Annotated in this window: 21 protein-coding genes and 1 pseudogene; 8 read left to right on the top strand and 14 right to left on the bottom strand. The window is 62.2% G+C overall.

Annotation, left to right across the window (positions count from 1 at the left end; genetic code table 11):
* Positions 1-19: 19 nt before the first annotated feature.
* Positions 20-334, bottom strand: a complete 315-nt coding sequence (locus HX805_RS22055) for an SCP2 sterol-binding domain-containing protein (protein ID WP_008434667.1) — start codon at positions 332-334, stop codon at positions 20-22.
* Between the two features lie 56 nt (positions 335-390).
* Positions 391-1,101 carry a histidine phosphatase family protein gene (locus HX805_RS22050; RefSeq protein WP_177080253.1) on the bottom strand — a complete coding sequence of 237 codons (711 nt, stop codon included), beginning with the start codon at positions 1,099-1,101 and terminating at the stop codon, positions 391-393.
* A gap of 193 nt (positions 1,102-1,294) precedes the next feature.
* On the opposite strand from HX805_RS22050, the gene sohB reads away from it, so the two are divergent.
* On the top strand, positions 1,295-2,320 hold the full coding sequence (gene sohB / locus HX805_RS22045) for a protease SohB (RefSeq protein WP_008434663.1): 1,026 nt from the start codon (positions 1,295-1,297) through the stop codon (positions 2,318-2,320).
* A 152-nt stretch (positions 2,321-2,472) separates the two neighbouring features.
* On the opposite strand, the gene HX805_RS22040 is transcribed toward sohB, so the two are convergent.
* Both HX805_RS22040 and HX805_RS22035 read right to left on the bottom strand, forming a co-directional pair.
* Positions 2,473-4,002, bottom strand: a complete 1,530-nt coding sequence (locus tag HX805_RS22040; protein WP_102605150.1) for an MFS transporter — start codon at positions 4,000-4,002, stop codon at positions 2,473-2,475.
* Entirely contained in the window at positions 3,999-4,484 is a 486-nt protein-coding gene (locus HX805_RS22035; RefSeq protein ID WP_177080252.1) for a heme-binding protein, read from the bottom strand. Before HX805_RS22035 ends, HX805_RS22040 begins: the two co-directional genes overlap by 4 nt.
* Positions 4,485-4,587: 103 nt before the next feature.
* On the opposite strand from HX805_RS22035, the gene HX805_RS22030 reads away from it, so the two are divergent.
* Complete coding sequence (locus tag HX805_RS22030; protein WP_177117311.1) at positions 4,588-5,469, top strand: LysR family transcriptional regulator; 882 nt, start codon at positions 4,588-4,590, stop codon at positions 5,467-5,469.
* A 129-nt stretch (positions 5,470-5,598) separates the two neighbouring features.
* Here the strand turns inward: HX805_RS22030 and dhaL are convergent, their stop codons facing one another.
* The 7 genes from dhaL to HX805_RS21995 all read right to left on the bottom strand — a co-directional run bounded on the left by dhaL (position 5,599) and on the right by HX805_RS21995 (position 13,013).
* Complete coding sequence (gene dhaL, locus HX805_RS22025) at positions 5,599-6,255, bottom strand: dihydroxyacetone kinase subunit DhaL (RefSeq protein WP_177069981.1); 657 nt, start codon at positions 6,253-6,255, stop codon at positions 5,599-5,601.
* Between the two features lie 3 nt (positions 6,256-6,258).
* Positions 6,259-7,260 carry a dihydroxyacetone kinase subunit DhaK gene (locus HX805_RS22020; RefSeq protein WP_003215684.1) on the bottom strand — a complete coding sequence of 334 codons (1,002 nt, stop codon included), beginning with the start codon at positions 7,258-7,260 and terminating at the stop codon, positions 6,259-6,261.
* A 181-nt stretch (positions 7,261-7,441) separates the two neighbouring features.
* Positions 7,442-8,557, bottom strand: a complete 1,116-nt coding sequence (locus HX805_RS22015; protein ID WP_008434653.1) for an erythritol/L-threitol dehydrogenase — start codon at positions 8,555-8,557, stop codon at positions 7,442-7,444.
* Positions 8,558-8,585: 28 nt separating this feature from the next.
* Complete coding sequence (locus HX805_RS22010) at positions 8,586-9,341, bottom strand: SDR family oxidoreductase (protein ID WP_177080250.1); 756 nt, start codon at positions 9,339-9,341, stop codon at positions 8,586-8,588.
* A gap of 151 nt (positions 9,342-9,492) precedes the next feature.
* On the bottom strand, positions 9,493-10,500 hold the full coding sequence (locus HX805_RS22005; protein WP_087694868.1) for a substrate-binding domain-containing protein: 1,008 nt from the start codon (positions 10,498-10,500) through the stop codon (positions 9,493-9,495).
* Between the two features lie 39 nt (positions 10,501-10,539).
* Entirely contained in the window at positions 10,540-11,529 is a 990-nt protein-coding gene (locus HX805_RS22000; protein WP_003215711.1) for an ABC transporter permease, read from the bottom strand.
* Complete coding sequence (locus tag HX805_RS21995; RefSeq protein ID WP_003215714.1) at positions 11,526-13,013, bottom strand: sugar ABC transporter ATP-binding protein; 1,488 nt, start codon at positions 13,011-13,013, stop codon at positions 11,526-11,528. Before HX805_RS21995 ends, HX805_RS22000 begins: the two co-directional genes overlap by 4 nt.
* A 284-nt stretch (positions 13,014-13,297) precedes the next feature.
* Between HX805_RS21995 and rpiB the strand changes: the two genes are divergently transcribed.
* Both rpiB and HX805_RS21985 read left to right on the top strand, forming a co-directional pair.
* Positions 13,298-13,759, top strand: a complete 462-nt coding sequence (gene rpiB / locus HX805_RS21990) for a ribose 5-phosphate isomerase B (RefSeq protein ID WP_003215716.1) — start codon at positions 13,298-13,300, stop codon at positions 13,757-13,759.
* Positions 13,760-13,822: 63 nt separating this feature from the next.
* Positions 13,823-14,803, top strand: a complete 981-nt coding sequence (locus HX805_RS21985; protein WP_003215718.1) for a sugar-binding transcriptional regulator — start codon at positions 13,823-13,825, stop codon at positions 14,801-14,803.
* Between the two features lie 140 nt (positions 14,804-14,943).
* Here HX805_RS21985 and HX805_RS21980 read toward each other — a convergent pair whose 3' ends face one another.
* Complete coding sequence (locus HX805_RS21980; RefSeq protein ID WP_134326328.1) at positions 14,944-15,897, bottom strand: aliphatic sulfonate ABC transporter substrate-binding protein; 954 nt, start codon at positions 15,895-15,897, stop codon at positions 14,944-14,946.
* Between the two features lie 138 nt (positions 15,898-16,035).
* Here HX805_RS21980 and HX805_RS21975 point away from each other — a divergent pair, with 138 nt between their 5' ends.
* On the top strand, positions 16,036-16,641 hold the full coding sequence (locus tag HX805_RS21975; RefSeq protein WP_177080249.1) for a histidine phosphatase family protein: 606 nt from the start codon (positions 16,036-16,038) through the stop codon (positions 16,639-16,641).
* Positions 16,642-16,742: 101 nt separating this feature from the next.
* Here the strand turns inward: HX805_RS21975 and HX805_RS21970 are convergent, their stop codons facing one another.
* A complete protein-coding gene (locus HX805_RS21970; RefSeq protein WP_177080248.1) occupies positions 16,743-17,183 on the bottom strand; it encodes a GFA family protein in 441 nt (146 codons plus the stop codon).
* Between the two features lie 117 nt (positions 17,184-17,300).
* On the opposite strand from HX805_RS21970, the gene HX805_RS21965 reads away from it, so the two are divergent.
* Positions 17,301-18,194, top strand: coding sequence for a LysR family transcriptional regulator (locus tag HX805_RS21965; protein WP_177117310.1), 894 nt, complete (start codon positions 17,301-17,303; stop codon positions 18,192-18,194).
* A gap of 50 nt (positions 18,195-18,244) precedes the next feature.
* Positions 18,245-18,337 (top strand): annotated as a pseudogene (locus HX805_RS32435) (cupin domain-containing protein); the annotation flags it as partial.
* Here HX805_RS32435 and HX805_RS21960 read toward each other — a convergent pair.
* A complete protein-coding gene (locus HX805_RS21960) occupies positions 18,306-18,884 on the bottom strand; it encodes an acyl-CoA thioesterase (protein WP_102368798.1) in 579 nt (192 codons plus the stop codon). The pseudogene HX805_RS32435 and the gene HX805_RS21960 overlap by 32 nt on opposite strands.
* A 106-nt stretch (positions 18,885-18,990) precedes the next feature.
* Between HX805_RS21960 and HX805_RS21955 the strand changes: the two genes are divergently transcribed.
* Positions 18,991-19,953: a GlxA family transcriptional regulator gene (locus HX805_RS21955; RefSeq protein ID WP_177080294.1), complete on the top strand. Its 963-nt coding sequence runs from the start codon at positions 18,991-18,993 to the stop codon at positions 19,951-19,953.
* The last annotated feature ends 1 nt before the right edge of the window (position 19,954 follow it).

Below are 19,954 nucleotides of genomic sequence, written 5' to 3'. Positions count from 1 at the left end.
CTTGCCAGGGTTGCCCTGATCAGGCCGGGAACAGCTCGCTCAATTTCATGGCCAGCATCATGTCGCCTTCAGTGCGCAGTTTGCCGCCCATGAATGCCTGCATGCCGTCGGTTTCGCCGCTGACGATGCCTTTCATGGTGTCGCCGTCCATCACCAGGGTGACTTGGGCGTCCGGGTTTTCACCTTCCAGCAGTTCGCAGGTTTTGTTTTTCACAACCAGCGAGAAGTTCTGGGTGTCGTCGATACGGAAACCGAACACCAGGTCCAGGCCGTCGGCAGCGGCTGGGTTGAATTTGGCTTTCATTGCTTCTACGGCTTTAGCTACGTCAGTCATGGTTTCGATCCTTTTATGGTGAGTCCAGTGACCTTGGGGTCACGGTTGGCCGCAATTCATCGGAAAGTGATGAGCTGCGGCGCCTTCAACAGTTGCAAGTGGGTATGGCTGTTGAAGGAAGCCAGTGCCACCTCGCGACCACGGAATTTCAGTTGGTTGAGCGAGGTGTTAACAATTTGCCAGTTCAGTTCGAAGGCCTGTGCGGCAGGCATTCGGGTAATCAGGTGGAGCAGGGCCGTGATGGTGCCGCCGGAGGTGAACACGGCGATCTTGTCACGGTTGTCGGCGGCTTCGAGGAGGCGTTGCAGGCCACCCTGGACACGTTCGACAAATCCCAGCCAGCTTTCCAGGCCCGGCGGGTCGTAGGTGCCGGCCAGCCAGCGTTCGATGATCAGGGAAAAGATGCGCTGGAATTCGCCACGGTTTTGCGCGGCGTTGCGCAATATGTGCAGGGCTTCGGGTTCGCTGTGCAGCAGGTCCGGGAGCAGGGCGCGGATGATCGCCTCGGCGTCGAACTCGTTGAACGCGCTGTCGATTTCCAGCGTGGGTACCGGCAGGCCGAGGGCGCTGTATTGTTCGAAGGCGGCGTTGGCGGTGTGCTGCTGGCGGCGCAGGTCGCCCGACACGCAGCGGTCGAAGCCCAGGCCCAGTTCCGCCAGGTGGCGGCCCAGCACTTGCGCCTGTTGCACACCGATGGGCGACAGCACGTCGTAGTCGTCTGCACCGAAGGAGGCCTGGCCATGTCGAATCAGGTAGATGCTGCCCACGTCCGTTTTCCCGGTACGTTGAAAGTCTGGCGAGGTTATGAGGATGCCGGGAAGCTGTCAATGAAAAAACATACGCTTGTTTTAAAAGGTCGTTAGAGGCCCGCTGCTGGCGGTTTGATCACTGGCCCCATGGCGGTGGCGTCGGTATGCTTGGGCAATCCGCGCCTGGCGCACTGCACTTGTAAGGAGTCACATGGATTTTCTGGCCGAGTACGCTACTTTCCTGGCTAAAACCGTCACCCTGGTCGTCGCCATCCTGGTGGTGCTGATCAGTTTCGCCGCATTGCGCAGCAAAGGCCGCCGCAAAGCTGCCGGCCAGTTGCAGGTCAGCAAGCTCAATGACTTCTACAAGGGTTTGCGTGAGCGCCTGGAGCAGACCCTGCTCGACAAGGACCAGCTCAAGGCCCTGCGCAAGTCTGAAGGCAAGGCCGAAAAGAAGAAGGGCAAGAAGAAGCCAGAAGCCAAGCCACGGGTGTTCGTGCTGGATTTCGACGGCGACATCAAGGCCTCGGCCACTGAAAGCCTGCGCCATGAAATCACGGCACTGCTGAGCCTGGCCACGCCCAAGGACGAAGTGGTGCTGCGCCTTGAAAGCGGCGGCGGCATGGTTCACAGCTACGGCCTGGCGTCGTCGCAACTGGCGCGTATCCGCGAGGCGGGCGTGCCGTTGACCGTGTGCATCGACAAGGTCGCGGCCAGCGGCGGCTACATGATGGCGTGCATCGGCGAGAAGATCATCAGCGCACCGTTTGCCATCCTTGGCTCGATTGGCGTGGTGGCGCAGTTGCCCAACGTCAACCGCCTGCTGAAGAAGCACGACATCGACTTCGAAGTGCTGACTGCCGGTGAATACAAACGCACCCTGACCGTGTTTGGCGAAAACACCGAGAAGGGCCGCGAGAAGTTCCAGGAAGACCTGGACATCACCCATCAACTGTTCAAGAACTTCGTGTCGCGCTACCGCCCGCAGTTGGCCATTGATGACGTGGCCACCGGTGAAGTCTGGCTGGGCGTCGCGGCGCTGGACAAGCAACTGGTGGACCAGCTGCAAACCAGCGACGAATACCTGGCGACCAAGGCCAAGACCGCCGAGGTGTTCCACCTGCACTATGCCGAGCGTAAAAGCCTGCAAGAGCGGGTGGGCCTGGCGGCCAGCGGTTCGGTTGACCGGGTGCTGCTGACCTGGTGGAGTCGGCTGACCCAGCAGCGTTTCTGGTAACAATTCCAGCTGACGTTCGAAGATCAAAATGTGGGAGCGGCGGTGCGACGATTCGACTTGCTCGCGAATGCGGTGGATCAGTCACAGATGTATTGACTGACCCACCGCATTCGCGAGCAAGCCCGCTCCCACATTGGGTCGTGGTGGTCGCATTATCGAGTCAGTAAAGAGGCCTGCGGCACCGCCGGTATGGGATGCCGCATCAACGAGCCCACCACCAGCGCCCCCAGCAAACCCAACAACCCCGCCACCCACAGCACCACGCTGAACCCGCCGACGAACGCCTGCCGCGCCAGTGGCTGCACCGTGTCCCGTGCTGACTCGGGCAGCAACGCCATGGCCGCCGGCATATCGCCAGCCACTACCCGTGAAGCAATCCCTGCCGCCTGTTCCTGCCACTGGGAGCCGATGCTCGTGTGCAGCAACTGTTCGCTATGGCTGCTCAACAACGCCCCATACACCCCGATCGCCAACATGATCGCGCTGAAGCGCATGGTGGTGCTCATGCCCGACGCCATCCCCGCGCGGTCCCGTGGCACGCAAGCCATGATGTTTTTCTGCGTATCGCCATTGAGCAATCCCGCGCCGGCCCCCGTGACGGCAATCGCCAGGGCGAACGGCAGATAGCCGCCGATATTGACCGCCCAGGCACTCAGCAGGTTGCCGCAACCCACCAGCGCCAGCCCTGTCGCCATCAGAGTGGCCGGGGCAAAGCGGCCGGCCAGGCGTGCGCCTATCCGCGGACAAATCAACATGGTCAAGGCAAACGGCAACATGCCCAGCCCGGAGGCAATCGCGGAGAACCCCAGGCCGTTTTGCAGGTAGAACGGCAGCAGCGTCATCATCACCTGGGCACAGCCGGCGTAGGCGAACATCCCCAGCAGTGCGCCGATAAAGCGCGGGTGCCTGAACAGTTGCAGGTCGACCATGGGCCGCTGTTGCAGGCGTTCGGCGAGTACAAAAACACCCAGCAACGCAGCGCCTCCCAGCAGCCGCGCGTAAGTCAGCGGGTTGTCCCAGCCGATACGGTTGGCTTCGATCAAGCCCCAGATCAGGCACAGCAGGCTGGCACTGAAACTCAGGCTGCCCCAAGGGTCGAGCCTTGCAGCCTGGGCATCGCGGGATTCCGGAATCGCGCGCAGCACCAGTCCCATCAGCACCAGGCCGACCGGCAAATTCAGATAGAAAATCCAGCGCCAGCCCAGGTACTGGGTAATCAACCCGCCGAGGGTCGGCGCGGCGGTCATCGCCACGCCCATGCACGCGCCCCAGAAGGCCCAGGCCTTGGCGCGTTCCACTTCGTCATGGAAGGTATGGCCGATGGAGGCCAGGGCCGAGGTCAGCAGCAGCGCTGCGCCGACACCTTTGACGGCGCGAGCGATATCCAGGAACAACGCATTCGGCGCCGCACCGCAGCCGAGGGAGGCGAGGATGAAAATACCCAGGCCCCAGACCAGGGTCTTCTTGCGGCCAAAGCGGTCGGCAATGCTTCCGGCCGGCAATAGCAGGGCGGCGAAGGCCAGCATATAAGCGCTGACCACCCATTCGATATCGGCAAAATTCGCCCCCAGGTCCCGGGCGATGCTCGGCAGGGTCACGGCGACGATATTGGTGTCGAGCACGATCAGCGAACAGACCCCGGAGGCTGTCAGCAGTGTCAGGCGCGGGCTGACCTTGCTCATGGCTGCACCGAAGCCACCGCCGCGAGGGCGATCTCGTCATCGTGGGCCGGAGTATCTGCGCTGATGCCGATGGCGCCCACTACCTGGCCTTCAAGGATGATTGGCTGGGCGCCCTTCATCATCAACAGGCCGGCGGTGATGGCTGCCGGGCGGCCATTGTTGATGGCGTTTTCCAGATCCCCGGACGGCCGCTTGAAGAGCGCTGAAGTGCGCGCCTTGCCTTGGGCCAGCTCGATACCGGCCACCACGGGAGCGCCATCCATGCGCAGCGTCAGGATCGGCCAGCCACCGTCATCGACGATGGCCACGGCGCAGGGCCAGCCCTTGTCGGCGGCGACCTTGCGCGCGTGTGCGGCGATCTGCTGGGCCGTTGCCAGGTTCAGGATTGCCTTGTGGGCAATGCTTGCCGGGGCTTCTGCGGCCAGCGCTGCGGGCACGGTGCAAAGACCGGCAAGCACCAGGACCAATGATTTGACGAACATGGGAAAGCCTCTCTACTGTGAACGTACCGCGAGCTTATCCCCGGCAGGTGGCGTCCTTGTTAGGCGCCATACAGAACTTCATTACCTTTGAGCTAATCCTGCGATGGAAGTACGTCATTTCCGCTACTTCCTGGCGGTTGCCCGGCAACGCAATTTCACCCGTGCTGCCGAACAGCTGGGTATCGCGCCGCCGACCCTGAGCCGGCAGATCCAGGACATGGAAACCACCCTCGGTACGCGCTTGTTTATCCGCCGCCAGCGCGAGGTCAGCCTGACCGAGGCGGGCGCGGCCTTGCTGATCGAGGCAGAGGCCACCGTGCGCCAGTTCGAGTTTGCCCAACGCAATGCCCAGCGCGCCGGGCGTGGCGAGATCGGTCATATCGAACTGGGTTATGTGGCGTCGGCGGTGTATTCGGGGTTGTTGCAGCGTCAGGTGCAGTCGTTCTGCGCGGACTGCCCGGACGTGAGCCTCAGCGTGCGCGAGAGTCCCATGGCGGTGTTGCCGGGGTTGGTGGCGGAGGGGCGTTTCGACATTGGTTACATTCGTTCGCCGATGACCTTGCCTGATGGGGTCGAAGCGGTGCGGTTGAGCAGTGAGGGGTTTGTGCTGGCGTTGCCCCAGGATTCGTGGCTGCTGGGGTTGAAGGCAATCAGTTGCGAGCATCTGCAGAACGAGACCTTCATCTTGCCCGAGCAGATCAGCGGCACGCTGCACGTGGCGGCGCAGGGTGGTTATGCGCCGCGACTGGGGCCGCAGCCGGGTGGGTTGGTGGCGGTGATTGCGTTGGTGTCACTGGGGCAGGGCGTGGCGGTGGTGCCGGAGTCGGTGGTGGGGCATGTGAGCTTGCCGAATGTCTTGTACCGCAGCATCGAAGGCAGCGAGGCGTCGTCCTGGTTGTCGCTGATTTACCGGCGCTTTGAAAAGGCGCCGGCGGTGGCGCGGTATATAGAGCAGGTGAAGCAGGTAGCCAGTTTGAAGGTTTGATCGCGGCGGGTTAGGTGCTTCACGGGTTAAGTGTGTTGCTGCCTTCGCGAGCAAGCCCGCTCCCACCTTCGACGGCATTCCAAAGATGGAACTCGGTCGAAGGTGGGAGCGGGCTTGCTCGCGAAGGGGTCATTTCAAGCACTGCACCAACCGCGGTTGAACCGAATCCGCCAATCGCGTCAGTATCAAGCAGCACGATACCGCTCCGGCATCCAGTACACCCAGTGAGCGCTCGCCCAGGCGGCTGGCGCGGCCGATTTTTGCCACCAGGTCCTTGGTGGAATCCCGCCCCCGCGACGCGGCACTTTTCATCGCCTCCAACGCCTCACTGAATGACGCCCCCGACCCATGGGCCTGTTCAAACGCCTCCACCGCCGGAATCAAGGTGTCCATCAAACACTTGTCACCCACGCCGGCTTCGGTGATGTCCTGCAACGAGGTCAGCCCGCCCCGCAGCAAATGTGCAAAGGTCGCCGCGTCAATCTGTTCGCTGCCGCGCACCTCATCCGCCATGCCGATAAACAGGCTGCCATACAACGGCCCCATGGAGCCGCCGATGCCTTCCATCAGGCTCAGTGTCAACTCATCCAGGGCTTCGGCCAGGGTCAGCTGGCGGCCTTCAATGGTGCGCCCGCAATGGGCAAACCCCTTGGCCATGTTGATGCCGTGGTCGCCATCGCCAATGGCGCCGTCGACTTCGCTCAGGTATTCGCGGTTGGCAACGATCACGCTGACCAGGTCGGCGACGATGGCGCTGCCGTCGTGGGTGGAGAAATGCTGGCTCATGGTTTAGTCCGCCTGGGTCATGCCGATGGAACGGCAGGGTTGGTCGATCAGGGATTTCAGCTCGGCGTCCAGGCCCAGCAAGGTCAGGGTCACGCCCATCATTTCCAGGGAGGTGAAGTAGTTGCCCACGTAGCAGCGGTGAATCTTCAAGCCCCTGGCTTGCAGCTGACGTTCAACCTCGGCGTAGAAAATGTAAAGTTCCATCACCGGCGTCGCACCCAGGCCCGAAACCAGCACCACCACGCTGTCGTCCTGGCTGAAGTCGCGGTCGGCGAGGATCGGTGCGAGCATGCGGGCCGCCATGGCCTCGGCGGATTCGATCGGGATGACTTCAATGCCAGGCTCGCCGTGATGGCCGATGCCCAATTCCATCTGCCCGTCGGGAATCTGGAAGTTCGGCTTGCCCACCGCTGCGATGGTGCAGGGCGTGAGGCCGATGCCGATGGAGCGGCAGTTGTCGACCGCTTTCTGGGCGACACGAATCACCCCGTCCAGGTCGTAATGCTGGGCCGCGGCTGCACCGCCGACCTTCCACATGAAGATCTCGCCTGCCACGCCGCGACGCTTGGCGATGTCGGCCTTGGGCGCCGAGGCCACGTCGTCGTTGGCGACCACGGTGCGGATGCGCATGTCCTTGCTGGCGGCCATCTTCATCGCCAGCTTCACGTTCATGTTGTCGCCGGCATAGTTGCCGTACAGGCACGCCACCCCGGCGCCGTGGTCGGCGGCACGGAAGGCGTCGAAGAAGCTTTTGGCGGTGGGCGAGGAGAAGATTTCGCCGACGGCCACGGCGTCCACCAGGCCCGGGCCGACATAGCCAAGGAACGCCGGTTCATGGCCGGAGCCGCCGCCGGTCACGATGCCCACCCGGCCCTGTGGTGACGGCTTGGCCTTGCCGATCACCCGGGGATTGGTTTCGTATTGGCGCAGCTCGGGGTGCGCGACCAAAATACCCCGCAGCATGTCCTCGACCACCTGGTCCGGATCGTTTATCACTCGATTCATAACGCGGTTTCCTGTGTTCTTGTTCTTGGTGTGGGAGCCGGGGGCTTTTGTGGGAGCTGGCTTGCCCGCGATTGCATCGGCTCGGTGTCACAGATAGACCGAGGCGTCTGCATCGCAGGCAAGCCAGCTCCCACAAAAAGCCTAAGCCCGGCGCCCGCAGGGTTTTGTGTTATTGGGCCAATCAGGGTTCCAGGACGACTTTAAGCGACTTGTCCCCGCGCTCCATCACCGCAAACGCTTCCTTGAAGTCCGCCAGGGCAAACTTGTGGGTCACCACGTCGCGCATGTCGATCTTGCGGTTGCCGATAAAGTCGATGGCGCGCGGGTACATGTAGGGGCCGAGGTGCGAGCCCAGAACGTCCAGTTCCTTGCGGTCACCGATGATTGACCAGTCCACCGTGGCCTCGTCGTTGAACACGCTGAATTCCACGAAGCGCCCCAGCTTGCGCAGCATCGCCAGGCCCTGGTTCACCGCCTTGTGGTGCCCGGTGGCTTCGATGTAGATGTCGCAGCCGTAGCCATCGGTGATCTCGCGAATCTTCGCCATCACGTCGACTTCGGCCGGGTTCCACACTTCGTCCGCGCCCATGCGCAGGGCGAGGGCAGCGCGTTCGGGTTTCATGTCGAGCACGATGAGCTTTTTCGGGTTGCGCATGCGCACCGCACCGATGATCCCCAGGCCCAGGGTGCCGGCGCCGGCCACCACCACGATGTCGTCGAAATCCACATTCGCCCGTTCCGCCGCGTGCAGCGAACAGGCCAGGGGTTCGATCAGGATGGCTTCGTCCGGGGCAATCGAGTCCGGTACTTTGTGGATGATGCCTTCCTTGGTGAAGATCATGTACTGGGCCATGGCGCCCTGGACGTTGTTCTGGAAGCCGTACAAGTCGTGTTTCTGGCACATCCAGTACTGGCCGTGGTTGCAGAAGCGGCAGCCCCAGCACGGCACGATCTGTTCGGAAATCACCCGGTCGCCGACCTTCACCCCGCGCTTTTCCGCGCCGGGGCCGAGGGCGACCACGCGGCAGACAAACTCGTGGCCGGGAATCATCGGCGGCTTCACGTAGCGCGGCTGCTCGGCGTCGCCCCAGAACGAGGGCGCGCCGCGGTAGGTCTTGATGTCGCCCATGCAGATGCCGCACAGCTCGACCTTGGTGAGGATTTCGTCGGGGCCGGGCGTCGGCACATCGACGGTCTCCAGGCGATAGTCTTCGGGGCCGTGACAGACCACGGCCTGCATGGTTTTCGGAATGACGGGGGACAGTTGTTCGGCAGTGCGTTCGGTAACGGTAGACATGACGATAAACCTCACGACAAAAGATCAATTACTGGATGCTGTAGCCGCCGTCGATCACCACGTTTTCCCCGGTGATCATCTGTGCGGCGTCGCTGAGCAGGTACAACGCCAGCCCGGCGATTTCTTCCGGCTGGGCAAAGCGGCCCACCGGGATCTGCAATTTGGCCCGTTCCCCCAGCTCGCCCGCCCAGGCCTTTTTACCGAGGGCGGTTTCGACGATGGTCGGGGAGATGGCGTTGACGTTGATATGCGGCGCCCATTCCATGGCGAGCACCTTGGTCATGCCGACCACGGCGGCCTTGCTGGCGCAGTAGGCGACGTGACGGTCCAGGCCGATCACCGCCGCTTGGGAGGCGAGGTTGACGATGCGCCCGCTGCCCTGGGCAAGCATGTGCCTGGCGCAGGCCTGGGCCACGAAGAAACTGGCCTTGAGGTTGATGTCGAGAGTGGTGTCCCAGGCGTTTTCGCTGACGTCCAGGGCCTTGTCCAGCAGGGCCACGCCGGCGCTGTTGACCAGGTAATCCAGGCGTTTGAAGTGATCGAATACGTAATCGACGGTGCTGTGCACCTGGTCGAGTTGGCGCAGGTCCACGGCGATGCCGATGTTCCCGGCGCCGAGGCTGGCGGCGACTTCGACCACGGCCGGGTCGCGGTCCAGCAGGGCCACCCGCGCGCCGCGTTCCACCAGCAGGCTGGCACAAGCCAGACCGATCCCGGCGGCCCCGCCGGTGATCACGGCGCAGCGGCCGGTGAGGTCGAAGGCTTGATTCCAGAATCCAGACATGAACATGACTCCATTTTTCAGATCGGTGAAGATCCAATGTGGGAGCGGGCTTGCTCGCGAAAGCGGTGTATCAGGTGGCACATCTGTTGAATGATCCACCGCTTTCGCAAGCAAGCCCGCTCCCACACTTGACCGGGTTTCAAGTCAAAACTTACTTCGTACCGCTCACCTGCTGATACAGCGCATCCGCATTCGCATTGGTCACCGGCACCCACGGCAGGATGTAGTTCCTGGCGGTGCCGTCACCCCATTTCACGTCCTTGCCATAACGTTCCCAGATCACCGACTGCGGCTTGTAATCCTTGCCGGCCAGCGCCCGCAGCGCCACATCCAGCGCGCCTTGAGACTGGGCCTGGGCGTCCTGGAGGAAGGTGGTCACTTCATCTTTCTTCGCCGCCTGGATCGCATCCGGCATGCCGTCGATGGACGTCACCGGCACATCCTTGGACGTCAGCCCATGGGACTTCAACGCCTGCACCGCACCGAGGGCCATGTCATCGTTTTGCGCGATCACCCCGTTGATGCCCTTGGGGTGTGCGTTCAGCCAGTCTTCGGTCAGGGCCAGGGCCTGGGCGCGGTCCCAGTTGGCGGTTTTCTTCTCGATGATCTTGATGTCCGGGTGCTTGCCCAGTACTTCCATCTCGCCCTTTTCGCGGTCGATCTGCGCCGACTGGCCAATCGGGCCCTGGATGATCACCACGTTGCCGCGGCCCTTGAGTTTGTCGACCATGGCCTGGGCCTGCAGGCGACCGCCTTCCACGTCATCGTTGCCAACATAAGGCACGTTGGCGTCCGCCACCTTGGTGTTGGAGGCGATCACCACCACGTCATTGCTCATGGCGGCCTTCACGGTGCCGACGCCGGCCTTGGTGTCGATCGGCACAAACAGGATCGCGTCGTAGTGCTGGGTCACCATGTTTTCAATCTGGTTGTTCTGGGTCAGTGCGTCATAGTTGCCGTCGAACACGGTCAACTGCACGGTGCCGTCCTTGACTGCGGGGTGTTCCTTCAGCTCGCGCACCCAGTTCTGCATGAACTGGCCCTTGAGCCCGTACACGGCGGCGCCGATCTTGTAGGTCTTGCCATCGGCGGCCAGGGTGACACTGCTGGCGAGCAGGGAGAGTGCCGCGACGGCGGCCAAAGTCGTACCAGGTTTCATGAGAGAACTCCGTTATTGTTGTAGTGGTAGTTTTCAGAACTAGCGTTTCTTCTTGCGCCACACGTCAATCAGCACTGCGAACACGATGATCAGGCCCTTGGCGACCTGCTGGTAATAGGAGGACACGCCGAGCAGGTTCAGGCCGTTGTTGATCACGCCGATCAGCAATGCGCCAAACAGCGTGCCGACAATCGTGCCGGTACCGCCCGACAGGCTGGTGCCGCCGATTACCACGGCGGCAATCGCATCCAGCTCATACGAGGTGCCGGCCTGGGGCAGGGCAGAGGTGGTGCGCGCCGACAGCACTACACCGGCCAGCCCGGCGAGCAGGCCCGAGACCACGTACACCGAAAACATCACCTTGCGCACACCGATCCCGGAGGTGCGCGCGCTCTTCTCGTTGCCGCCCACCGCGTACACATAGCGGCCGTAGGTGGTGTAGCGCAGCACCATCCAGAAGATCAGCGCGACCACGGCGAAGATCACGATCGGCACACCGATCGGGCCGATCTTGCCGATACCCAGCGCCAGGTAGGCGTCGGGCAGGTCAGTGATCGGGCTGCCGTCGTTCAAGATGAAGGTCATGCCCCGGGCAATGCTCAGCATGCCCAAGGTCGCGACAAAGGGCGGGATCGACAGGTTGGCCACCATAAAGCCGTTCACCACCCCGAGCATCGCCCCGGCGAACATCCCGGCGCTGACCGCCGCCAGCACGCCATAGCCCTGGGTCGCGACCATGGCGCTGCACAGCCCGGCAAACGCCAGGATCGAGCCCACCGACAGGTCGATGCCCTTGGTGAGGATCACGTAGGTCATGCCCACGGCGAGGATCCCGTTGATCGAGGTTTGGCGCAGGATGTCCATCCAGTTGCGCCAGGTCATGAAGTATTCGCTGGCGAAGGCCATCACCAGGCACAGGAGGATGAACACCAGCGGCAGGCCGAAGCGGTCGAGGGACAGGCGCAGGCGGCTGCGGGGTGCGGTCGTGACGGGGGCGGCTGCAGGTGTAGAAAGTGATTTGGCATTCATGAGGCAAGACTCAACAAGGCTTCCTGGGAAAGGGCGGTATCGCTGCTGATGGTCACCAGCCTTCCGCCTTTGAACACGGCAATACGGTCACTCAGGTGCAGCAATTCCGGGGCTTCGGACGACACCACAATTGCCGCGCCGCCGGCGCGCACGAACTGGTCCAGCAGGTGATAGATCTCCTGCTTGGCGCCTTCGTCGATGCCCCGGGTCGGCTCATCGCACAGCAGGCAGATCGGCTGGGTCGACAGGCATTTGGCGAGCACTACTTTCTGCTGGTTACCGCCGCTCATGGATTCCACCGGCAGGTCCAGGGAAGTGGTCTTGATCTGCAGGCGCTTGACCATGTCCTGGGCCAGTTGGTTTTCCTTGCGGGCATTGATCAGCGACCAGCTCGACAGCTGCTTGTACGCCGACAATGCGATGTTCGAGAGGATACTGCCGCTGAGCACCAGGCCGCTGTCCTTGCGGTCTTCGGTGACCAGTGACATGCCGGCCTGGATCGTTGCCTTGGGCAGGCCGATGGGCATCGGTTTGCCTTGCAGGGTCACGCTGCCGGAGTCCGGCGTGGTGAGGCCGTAGATGCAGTTGAGGAATTCGCTGCGGCCCGAGCCCATCAGTCCGTAGATGCCGAGAATCTCGCCCTGGCGCAGTTGCAGGCTGATGTCCTGGAATTCGCCGGCGCGGCTCAGGCTGTCGACGTCCAGGCAGCATTCGGCGGCGCATTCGCGGCCGACCTTGTGGTCGATGCGGGTCAGTTCCTGGCCGACGATGCCGCGCACCAGGTGGGCGCGGTCGATATCGGCCATGCGCCCGGTCTCAACGAAGGCGCCGTCGCGAAAGATGCTGTAGTCGTCGGCGATTTGCGCCAGTTCGCTGAGACGATGCGACACATAGATGATGCCGGCACCACGGGCGGTGAGGCGGCGGATCGCCTTGAACAGGGTTTCGGCCTCGCGCTCGCCGATGGCCGAGGTGGGCTCGTCCATGATCATCACCTGGCAGTCGTGGCTGAATGCCTTGGCGATCTCCACCAGCTGGATCTGCGCCACGCTCAGGCGATGCATGGGGCTGGTGGCGTCGACGTCGAACTCCAGGCCTTCCAGCAGTTCGCGAGTGCGCCGGTTGAGCTCCTTGCTGTCGACGATGCAGCCGGCGCGGCGCGGTTCGCGGCCCAGCCAGATGTTTTCGGCGACGGTCATGTAGGGAATGGGTTCCAGCTCCTGGGTGATCATCGCGATCCCCGCCGCGAGTGCTTCGCTGGGGCGGTTGAACTGGACGGGGGAGCCGTTGAGCAGGATGGTCCCGGCGTCACGCTGGGTGATGCCCATCAGGATGCTCAGGAAAGTCGATTTGCCTGCGCCATTGCCGCCGCACAGGGCGTGGACGCTGCCGGCCCGCAGAGAGAGGCGCCCCTCACGCAGGGCAGGAATCCCGGCGTAAGCCTTGGCGACGTGTTCAGCCTGGAGCAGTAATGGCGTGGCCATCGGCGTGTCCTCGTGCTGTGAATTCTTATTAGGTCGCACAGTCATGTTTCGCTGTGAGCATATGTGTATCAAATGAAATTCTGATCAGTCAATCTCTTTCACTGAAAAGTTGTAAATGGACGGATTTGCGCAAAGTAAGCCGGTTTAGAGGGCTTTGACTGGAAGGTCAGCTAAATCCTGCTTGACAGGGCGACTGGAATATCCGAGAAATGACTGAGCTAAATTTCACCGAGTGATCATATGATCACTCTCCAGCACCCAAAACGGCAGCGGAGCCAAACGCCATGAACACACCTTTCCCGGTGGCTATCGGATGCGATGAAGCGGGTTATGAGCTCAAAGAACTGTTGAAGCGCCATATCGAGGCGCTGGGTTACCCGGTGACGGACTTCGGCACCCATTCCACGGCGCCGGTGCTGTACCCGGACATTGCCCTGGCGGTGGCCACGGCGATCAATGCCGGCGAGCAACGCTTGGGCGTGCTGGTGTGCGGCACTGGCATCGGCATGGCCATCTCGGCCAACAAAGTCCTGGGGATTCGTGCGGCCCAGGCCCATGACACTTATTCGGCGGAGCGGGCACGCAAGAGCAACGATGCGCAGATCCTGTCCATCGGTGCACGGGTGATCGGCGCGGAACTGGCCAAGAGCATCGTCAAGTCGTTCCTGGAGTCGGAGTTCGAAGCCGCGCGTTCCGGGGCCAAGGTCGACCGCATCAACGCGATCGAGCGTGATGGGCATCAGTAGTGGACGGAACGGGGCAAGAGTCGGGAGAATGCGCCTTTGACACCGAAACGGAAGCCCGTGCCCATGAGTGACAGTACCCAGCGCATCGCCAGCGACATCGACCTGATGACCGAAGTGGCGATGCTCTATTACCTTGAGAACGTCACTCAGGAAGCCATTGCCAAGCGCTTCGACCTGTCCCGGGCAAAAGTCAGCCGCCTGCTCAAACGCGCACGGGATGAAGGGATTGTCGAGGTGCGGGTGTTGCAGCACCCGGCGATGAACAACGAGCTGGAACAGGCGCTGGTGGAGCGCTTCCAGCTGGACCGCGCGTTGATTGCGGTGGACCACAGCGACCCGGACACCCAGCGCTCGGCGGTGGCGAGCCTGGTGGCCAACTACCTGAACAAAACCCTCAGTGACGGCATGATCGTCGCGGTGGGTATGGGGCGTAACGTCGGTGCGGTGGCCGATAATGTGTTTTTGCCGGTGACCCGCAACTGCACGTTTGTGTGCGCCATTGGCGGTTCGCTCAAGGCGGGTGAATACATGAACCCCGACCATATTTGCCGGCGCCTGGCCCTGCGGTTTGGTGGCGAGAGTGAAAGCCTGTACGCCCCGGCGCTGGTGGCCAACCCGGAACTGCGTGGGGTGTTGATCAGCAACGATACGGTGCGTTCCACGCTTGACCGTGCCCGCCGTGCGGACATGGCGTTGATCGGCATCGGTGACATGAGTGAAAACAGCAACATGGTGCGCATGGGGTGGTTTTCGCCCCAGGAAATTGCACAGGCGCGGTTGTCCGGCACCGTGGGGGACATGATGGGTTATGACTTCATCGACATTCATGGCCAGCCGGCGGTCAACGCGATTCAGGGGCGGGTGATCGGGTTGACGGTGCAGGAGCTGTTCCGGATTCCGGATGTGGTGGCGATTGCCAGTGAAAACACCAAGGCGGCGGCAACGCTGGGGGCGTTGCGCTCGGGAGTGATCAATACCCTGGCGACCACGGTGACCAATGCTCATACCATCCTTGCGCTGGATGACGCGACGCGTAAAAGCTGACACCGCCGATAGTCCAGGCCCTGAACATCACCTGTGGGAGCTGTCGAGCCTTGGCGAGGCTGCGATGGCATCACCGCGGTATGACTGGAGTACCGAGTTGTCTGCATCGCGGACAAGCCCGGCTCCCACAGTTGACTGCCTCAGGGTTTCCACACCTGCACATCCTGCGCATCCACCGCCTTGGGCAACAACCCCGCCTTGAAGAACGCATCCGCAATTTTCTGCTGTTCCCCCAACTGATCCAGCGTCACCGGTTGCACCTCATAGCTGCGATGAGCATTGGCGGCCTCGACAGTCTCCACATCCAGGTTGCCCCACAATGGCCCCAGCACTTTCGCGGCATCACGCGGGTGGCTCTTCACCCACTCGCCAGCCTGGTGCAACTGCTCGTACACCAGCTTCAGCACTTCCGGATGCGCCTGGGCATAGGGCGTACCCGTCAGGTAATAGCGCTTGTAACTGGCCAGCCCGGTACCGTCCGCAAGGGTGCGGGTGGGCAGTTGGCGCTGCACGCTGGTGAGGAACGGTTCCCACGTGACCCAGGCATCAACCTTGTTGTTTTCAAACGCAGCGCGGCCATCGGCGGGCGTCAGGTACGCCGGCTCGATATCGGAGAAGGCCAGCCCCGCCTTGTTCAAGGCAGCGATCAATAAATAGTGAGTGCCGGCGGCCTTGGTCACGGCGATTTTCTTGCCTTTCAAATCCGCCAGTTGCTGAATCGGCGAGTCCTTGCGCACCACGATCGCCTGGGCTTGGGGCGAGGGCGCTTCCTGGGCGAAGTAGGTGAGCTTGGCCTGGGCGGCCTGGGCGAAGATCGGTACGGTGTCGGCCACGTCAGCGCTGATATCCACGTTACCGACGTTGAGTGCTTCCAGCAGCGGCAGGCCACTGGGGAACTCGTGCCAGGTGACGTCGATGCCGTCGGCCTTGAGGGCTTTTTCCAGGGTGCCCTGGGTTTTCAGCAAGGTGATCAGGGTCGAGGATTTCTGGTAACCGATGCGTACGGTTTCCTGGGCTTGTGTGCTCAGGGTGGTGCAGAGGCCCAGTGTGGCAAGGCCTGCGATGAAAAGGCGATGGAGCGAAAACTGGGGCATGGCGTGCTCGACTCTTAATGGATTAAGGTGAGCTTATTGTTCTAAAAAACATTCGATAAATAATTTTTCGATCTTAGCTTAGGCCTTTATCGGGTGCGCCGGTCGCGGCCTTTCAGCGTCAGGATGAAGGAGGGCGGTATGCAGTTGTATGTTGTTCGTCACGGCGAAACTCAAGCCAATGCCGAGGGGCGTTACCAGGGCTCGCTGGACATTGATCTCAACGAACGGGGCGTGCTGCAGGCGCGGGAGTTGCGGGAAAAATTGCCGGCGCAGATCGACGCCGTCATCGTCTCGCCGCTGCGCAGGGCTCAGCAAACGGCGGCCATTGTGTTTGCGGATGATGGGCTGCAACTGCCTACGCTGGATGCGTTTCGTGAGCGCGGCGTGGGGGTGTTTGAGGGACTGACCCAGGCGGAGGCGGCGCAGCGTTATCCCGACCTTTGGGCGCAGAATATTACCCGGCAATGGGAGCGGGCACCCACGGACGGTGAGTCAATCTCGCAGTTCGTCGAGCGCATCCGGGGCGGATTGAATCAGTTGCTGGTGAACCATGGGCAACAGGTGGTGGTGCTGGTTGCCCATGGGGTTGTCGCCAAGGCGATTCGCGCATTAGTTCGCGATGATTTCTCAGACTTCTTCGACTGGCAGTTGCGCAATGGCGAAGTGCTGAGCCTCAACATCGACGCAGAGCCCAATGTGGCGAGGGAGCTTGCTCCCGTTGGGGGGCGAAGCGCCCCCTGGTAGGCCGCTGCGGTCTTTCAGGATGGGCCGGTCAATGCTTTTGGGGTTGCTGCGCAACCCAGCGGGAGCAAGCTCCCTCGCCACAGTGTGGGTGTGAGTCATGTCTACAGGGGAGCGCTCAACGCTTGCGCAAACGCCTGGGGCGTAGGGCTTTCCGGCCAGGTCGGAACACCCTCCGCCAGCGTTACCCACGGCTGCTTGTGCCGCAGCCAGATATGCGCCACCGGCTGCACGGACGGGCTCTCATCCAGTGTCCCGACCCGCAGCACAACCAACCCCGGCGCGGCCGTCGTGGTGTTGCAGATCCGCGTATGGCACACCCCGCACAACCGATGTTCCGAGCGCTGCCCATCAACGTCATAGGCATATTCCGTCAGCGAACCTTCAACCCGCAGCGCATCCGCCGGCAACAGCGCATGCAGGGCAAACGCGCTGCCGCTCCAGGTCTGGCAGTGGCGGCAATGGCAGGCATACACCGCCAGCGGCGCGTCCTTATCGAGGGTGTAGGTCACGCGGGCGCAGCGACATTGGCCGGTGAGTGTCATCAAAAACGATCCTGTGCAAAGTGAGGGCGAAAGCCCCATCGGTTATGCTCGCCAGCATGCCGCAGCCTCCGAACAAAGAACATCCGCCAAAACTGCCCAGCGGCTCACAGGAAATGTATGAACGCCCCGCAACTCCAATGGGAAACCCAGCGCGCCTTCCTCGCCGTGTTGCGCACCGGCAGCCTGTCGGGCGCGGCCCGTTTGCTGGGGTTCGCCCAGGCCACCGCGCGGCGAAGGATCGAGGCCCTGGAGCAGAGCGTCGGGGTCAGCCTGTTTATCCGCTCACCCGCCGGGCTGTTGCCCACCGACACGGCCAAGGACCTGATCAGCCACGTTGAAGCGATGGCCGTTGCCGCCAACGCCTTCAGCCGCGCAGCCTCGGCCGACACGGCCCTCGCCGGCGGCACGGTGCGGCTCACCAGCGGCAAGCTGCTGGGCGTTGAAGTGCTGCCGCCCATGTTGCGCAGCCTGCGCCGTGATCATCCGCAATTGGCCATCGAACTGAGCGTATCCAATCGGCCGCAGGCACTTGCCCGGCAAGAGGCCGACGTCGCCGTACGCATCCGTCGCCCGGTCGAATCCACGGTGGTCGCGCGCAAGGTCGGCGACCTTCACGTAGGGTTGTACGCCGCGCCCGAACTGTTGGCAGAGCAGGGCACGCCGGACACCGTTGCGCAATTGCACGGCTACCCGCTGATCGGGCCGGACCGCAACTTGCTGGAGATCGAATTCCTGGGTGAGCGCGGTTTCGACTGTTCGGCGCCCAGTACGGTGATTCGCACCGACGATCACCTCGCGCAGTTGGCCGCGTTGCGTGCGGGGCTGGGGATCGGCGTGTGTTCAGCCCAGGTGGCGCAGCGTCACGGGCTGGTGCGGGTGTTGCCCGCGCAGGTGGATTTCAAGGTTGACGTGTGGATCGCCATGCATCAGGACATGCGCAAGGTCCCGCGCATCGCCGTGGTGTTCGATGGCTTGGGCGCGGCCCTGACGGACTTCCTTCAGCCGCGATAACGCAACGCTTCCACCAACAGCGCAAACGCGGGTGAAGCCTGGCGGCCACCATGACCCATATCGCGATTAACGAAATGCTCGACGGCAAGGTGGTGGACTGTATGGAGCAGGTCAGCGACGCTCAGTACTCGACCGCGCAATAACACCTGAACGGTGCTCCTCCTCGCGCAACTGGGCGCTCATGGTGTCGCAACTGTGCGTCCACGCCCTCAGCCATTCAGGCATCGCGGGTGATACCTCGGCCAATCCCAGCTCCCGCACAAAATCTGCGGCGGGGAGGGTGCCCTTGGCCGAGCGAAACAGCCCGCGCATCACCACTACTCCGACCACGCGGCCCCGGCTGACGAAGCGGTGCTCCATCACGCTCCATTTTTGATCCCAGCCCAGAATCCGGGTGTGGATTTCAAACGCTTCGAACAGCTTCAATTCCCGTCGGAACTTGCCCCAGGTGTCACCGACAACCGGCAGCGCCTTATTGCGCAAAGCCACGCGAAATGCGCCGCTGCGCAGTACGAAATCCATGCGCCCGACATCGGCCAGGGTGAAATACCGGCCGTTGGTGACGTGCCGGTTGAGGTCAAGGTCCAGCGGCCAGACACGCATCCGTACAACGGTGGTGGCCAGGCCATCGACGGGCTTGCGCCAGGGGCGCCGAAACAGCATGAGCAGTAAGCGAAACCAGAGATTCATGAATTAGCCGAGCAGTGATTGAAGCTCGCACTGTAGTGCGGAGGAATCAGGTAAGGTAGGTGCGCAAATGACTTATTTCATGCGAAAAGCGCAATCTGGAATTTTTATGCACATTACCCTGCTCCTGGCCGATCGGTGTTCGGCTGCCAGCGCCACGCTCGCCCTTGAGATGCTGAGTGCGGCCAATCTGTTTGCCGAGGGCAAGCAGCCCTTTGAAGTGGTCGTCGTCTCGCTCGACGGTCAGGTCGTCAACGCTTGGGGCGGGCAGTGCTTGCAGGTTGATTGTTCGATGGCACAAGTAGGGCACACGGATCTGGTGCTGATACCGGGGTTTTTGTTCACCTTGAAAGAGGCCTTGCCGGCGTTTCCCGCCTACGGTGCATGGCTGCGCAAGCAGCACGCGCAAGGCGCGGTGGTTGCATCAATGTGCACCGCCGCGTTCATGCTTGCCGAGAACGGTCTACTGGATGGGTTGCGCGCCACCACTCACTGGGCTTTTGCCGAACTCTTTGCCCGGCGCTACCCCGGGGTGACGTTGCAGGAGACGCAGATCCTCTGTGAAGAAAACCGGGTGATCACCAGCGGCGGGGCGAGTGCTGCGATGGACCTGCTGTTGCATCTGATACGCCGCTTCGGCACACCGGAGTTGGCGCATACCTGCAGCAAGTACCTGCTGATCGACAACGTGCGCAGTGAGCAATCCATCTATGTGATGTGGTCATCGCCTAAAAATCACGGCGACGGAGATATTTTGCGGGTGCAACACTGGCTGGAGCAGCACTTTGCACAAGCCGTTGTAATCGATGACCTGGCTCGGCGCTTTGGTTTTGGCGTTCGCAATTTCAAGCGGCGCTTCAAGGAGGCCACCAGCTATACACCCATTGCCTACCTGCAAACCCTGCGTTTGGAGCGGGCCAAGCTACTGCTGGAAACCACCCGCATGACGCTGGACAGCATCACCTACGCCGTAGGCTATGAGGACAGCAATTCCTTCCGCCGCTTATTTGAGCAACGGGTGGGTGTGTTGCCGGTGGCTTATCGCAAGAAATTCCAGCCCGCCCTCAACTGAG

Origin of the sequence: Pseudomonas sp. G5001, assembly GCF_013385475.1 — a bacterium.
GTDB lineage: Bacteria > Pseudomonadota > Gammaproteobacteria > Pseudomonadales > Pseudomonadaceae > Aquipseudomonas.
This window is presented reverse-complemented; position numbering and strand designations above follow the sequence as displayed.

Bases quoted from the DNA above. Each gene is read 5' to 3' on its own strand.
- HX805_RS21975 (WP_177080249.1), top strand. From the start codon at position 16,036: ATGCAGTTGTATGTTGTTCGTCACGGCGAAACTCAAGCCAATGCCGAG.
- HX805_RS22055 (WP_008434667.1), bottom strand. From the start codon at position 334: ATGACTGACGTAGCTAAAGCCGTAGAAGCAATGAAAGCCAAATTCAAC.
- HX805_RS21995 (WP_003215714.1), bottom strand. From the start codon at position 13,013: ATGGCCACGCCATTACTGCTCCAGGCTGAACACGTCGCCAAGGCTTAC.
- HX805_RS22040 (WP_102605150.1), bottom strand. From the start codon at position 4,002: ATGAGCAAGGTCAGCCCGCGCCTGACACTGCTGACAGCCTCCGGGGTC.
- HX805_RS22005 (WP_087694868.1), bottom strand. From the start codon at position 10,500: ATGAAACCTGGTACGACTTTGGCCGCCGTCGCGGCACTCTCCCTGCTC.
- HX805_RS22030 (WP_177117311.1), top strand. From the start codon at position 4,588: ATGGAAGTACGTCATTTCCGCTACTTCCTGGCGGTTGCCCGGCAACGC.
- HX805_RS21985 (WP_003215718.1), top strand. From the start codon at position 13,823: ATGAGTGACAGTACCCAGCGCATCGCCAGCGACATCGACCTGATGACC.
- HX805_RS22035 (WP_177080252.1), bottom strand. From the start codon at position 4,484: ATGTTCGTCAAATCATTGGTCCTGGTGCTTGCCGGTCTTTGCACCGTG.
- sohB (WP_008434663.1), top strand. From the start codon at position 1,295: ATGGATTTTCTGGCCGAGTACGCTACTTTCCTGGCTAAAACCGTCACC.
- HX805_RS21960 (WP_102368798.1), bottom strand. From the start codon at position 18,884: ATGAATCTCTGGTTTCGCTTACTGCTCATGCTGTTTCGGCGCCCCTGG.
- dhaL (WP_177069981.1), bottom strand. From the start codon at position 6,255: ATGAGCCAGCATTTCTCCACCCACGACGGCAGCGCCATCGTCGCCGAC.
- HX805_RS21970 (WP_177080248.1), bottom strand. From the start codon at position 17,183: ATGACACTCACCGGCCAATGTCGCTGCGCCCGCGTGACCTACACCCTC.
- HX805_RS22015 (WP_008434653.1), bottom strand. From the start codon at position 8,557: ATGTCTACCGTTACCGAACGCACTGCCGAACAACTGTCCCCCGTCATT.
- HX805_RS22020 (WP_003215684.1), bottom strand. From the start codon at position 7,260: ATGAATCGAGTGATAAACGATCCGGACCAGGTGGTCGAGGACATGCTG.
- HX805_RS21965 (WP_177117310.1), top strand. From the start codon at position 17,301: ATGAACGCCCCGCAACTCCAATGGGAAACCCAGCGCGCCTTCCTCGCC.
- HX805_RS21955 (WP_177080294.1), top strand. From the start codon at position 18,991: ATGCACATTACCCTGCTCCTGGCCGATCGGTGTTCGGCTGCCAGCGCC.
- HX805_RS22010 (WP_177080250.1), bottom strand. From the start codon at position 9,341: ATGTCTGGATTCTGGAATCAAGCCTTCGACCTCACCGGCCGCTGCGCC.
- rpiB (WP_003215716.1), top strand. From the start codon at position 13,298: ATGAACACACCTTTCCCGGTGGCTATCGGATGCGATGAAGCGGGTTAT.
- HX805_RS21980 (WP_134326328.1), bottom strand. From the start codon at position 15,897: ATGCCCCAGTTTTCGCTCCATCGCCTTTTCATCGCAGGCCTTGCCACA.
- HX805_RS22000 (WP_003215711.1), bottom strand. From the start codon at position 11,529: ATGAATGCCAAATCACTTTCTACACCTGCAGCCGCCCCCGTCACGACC.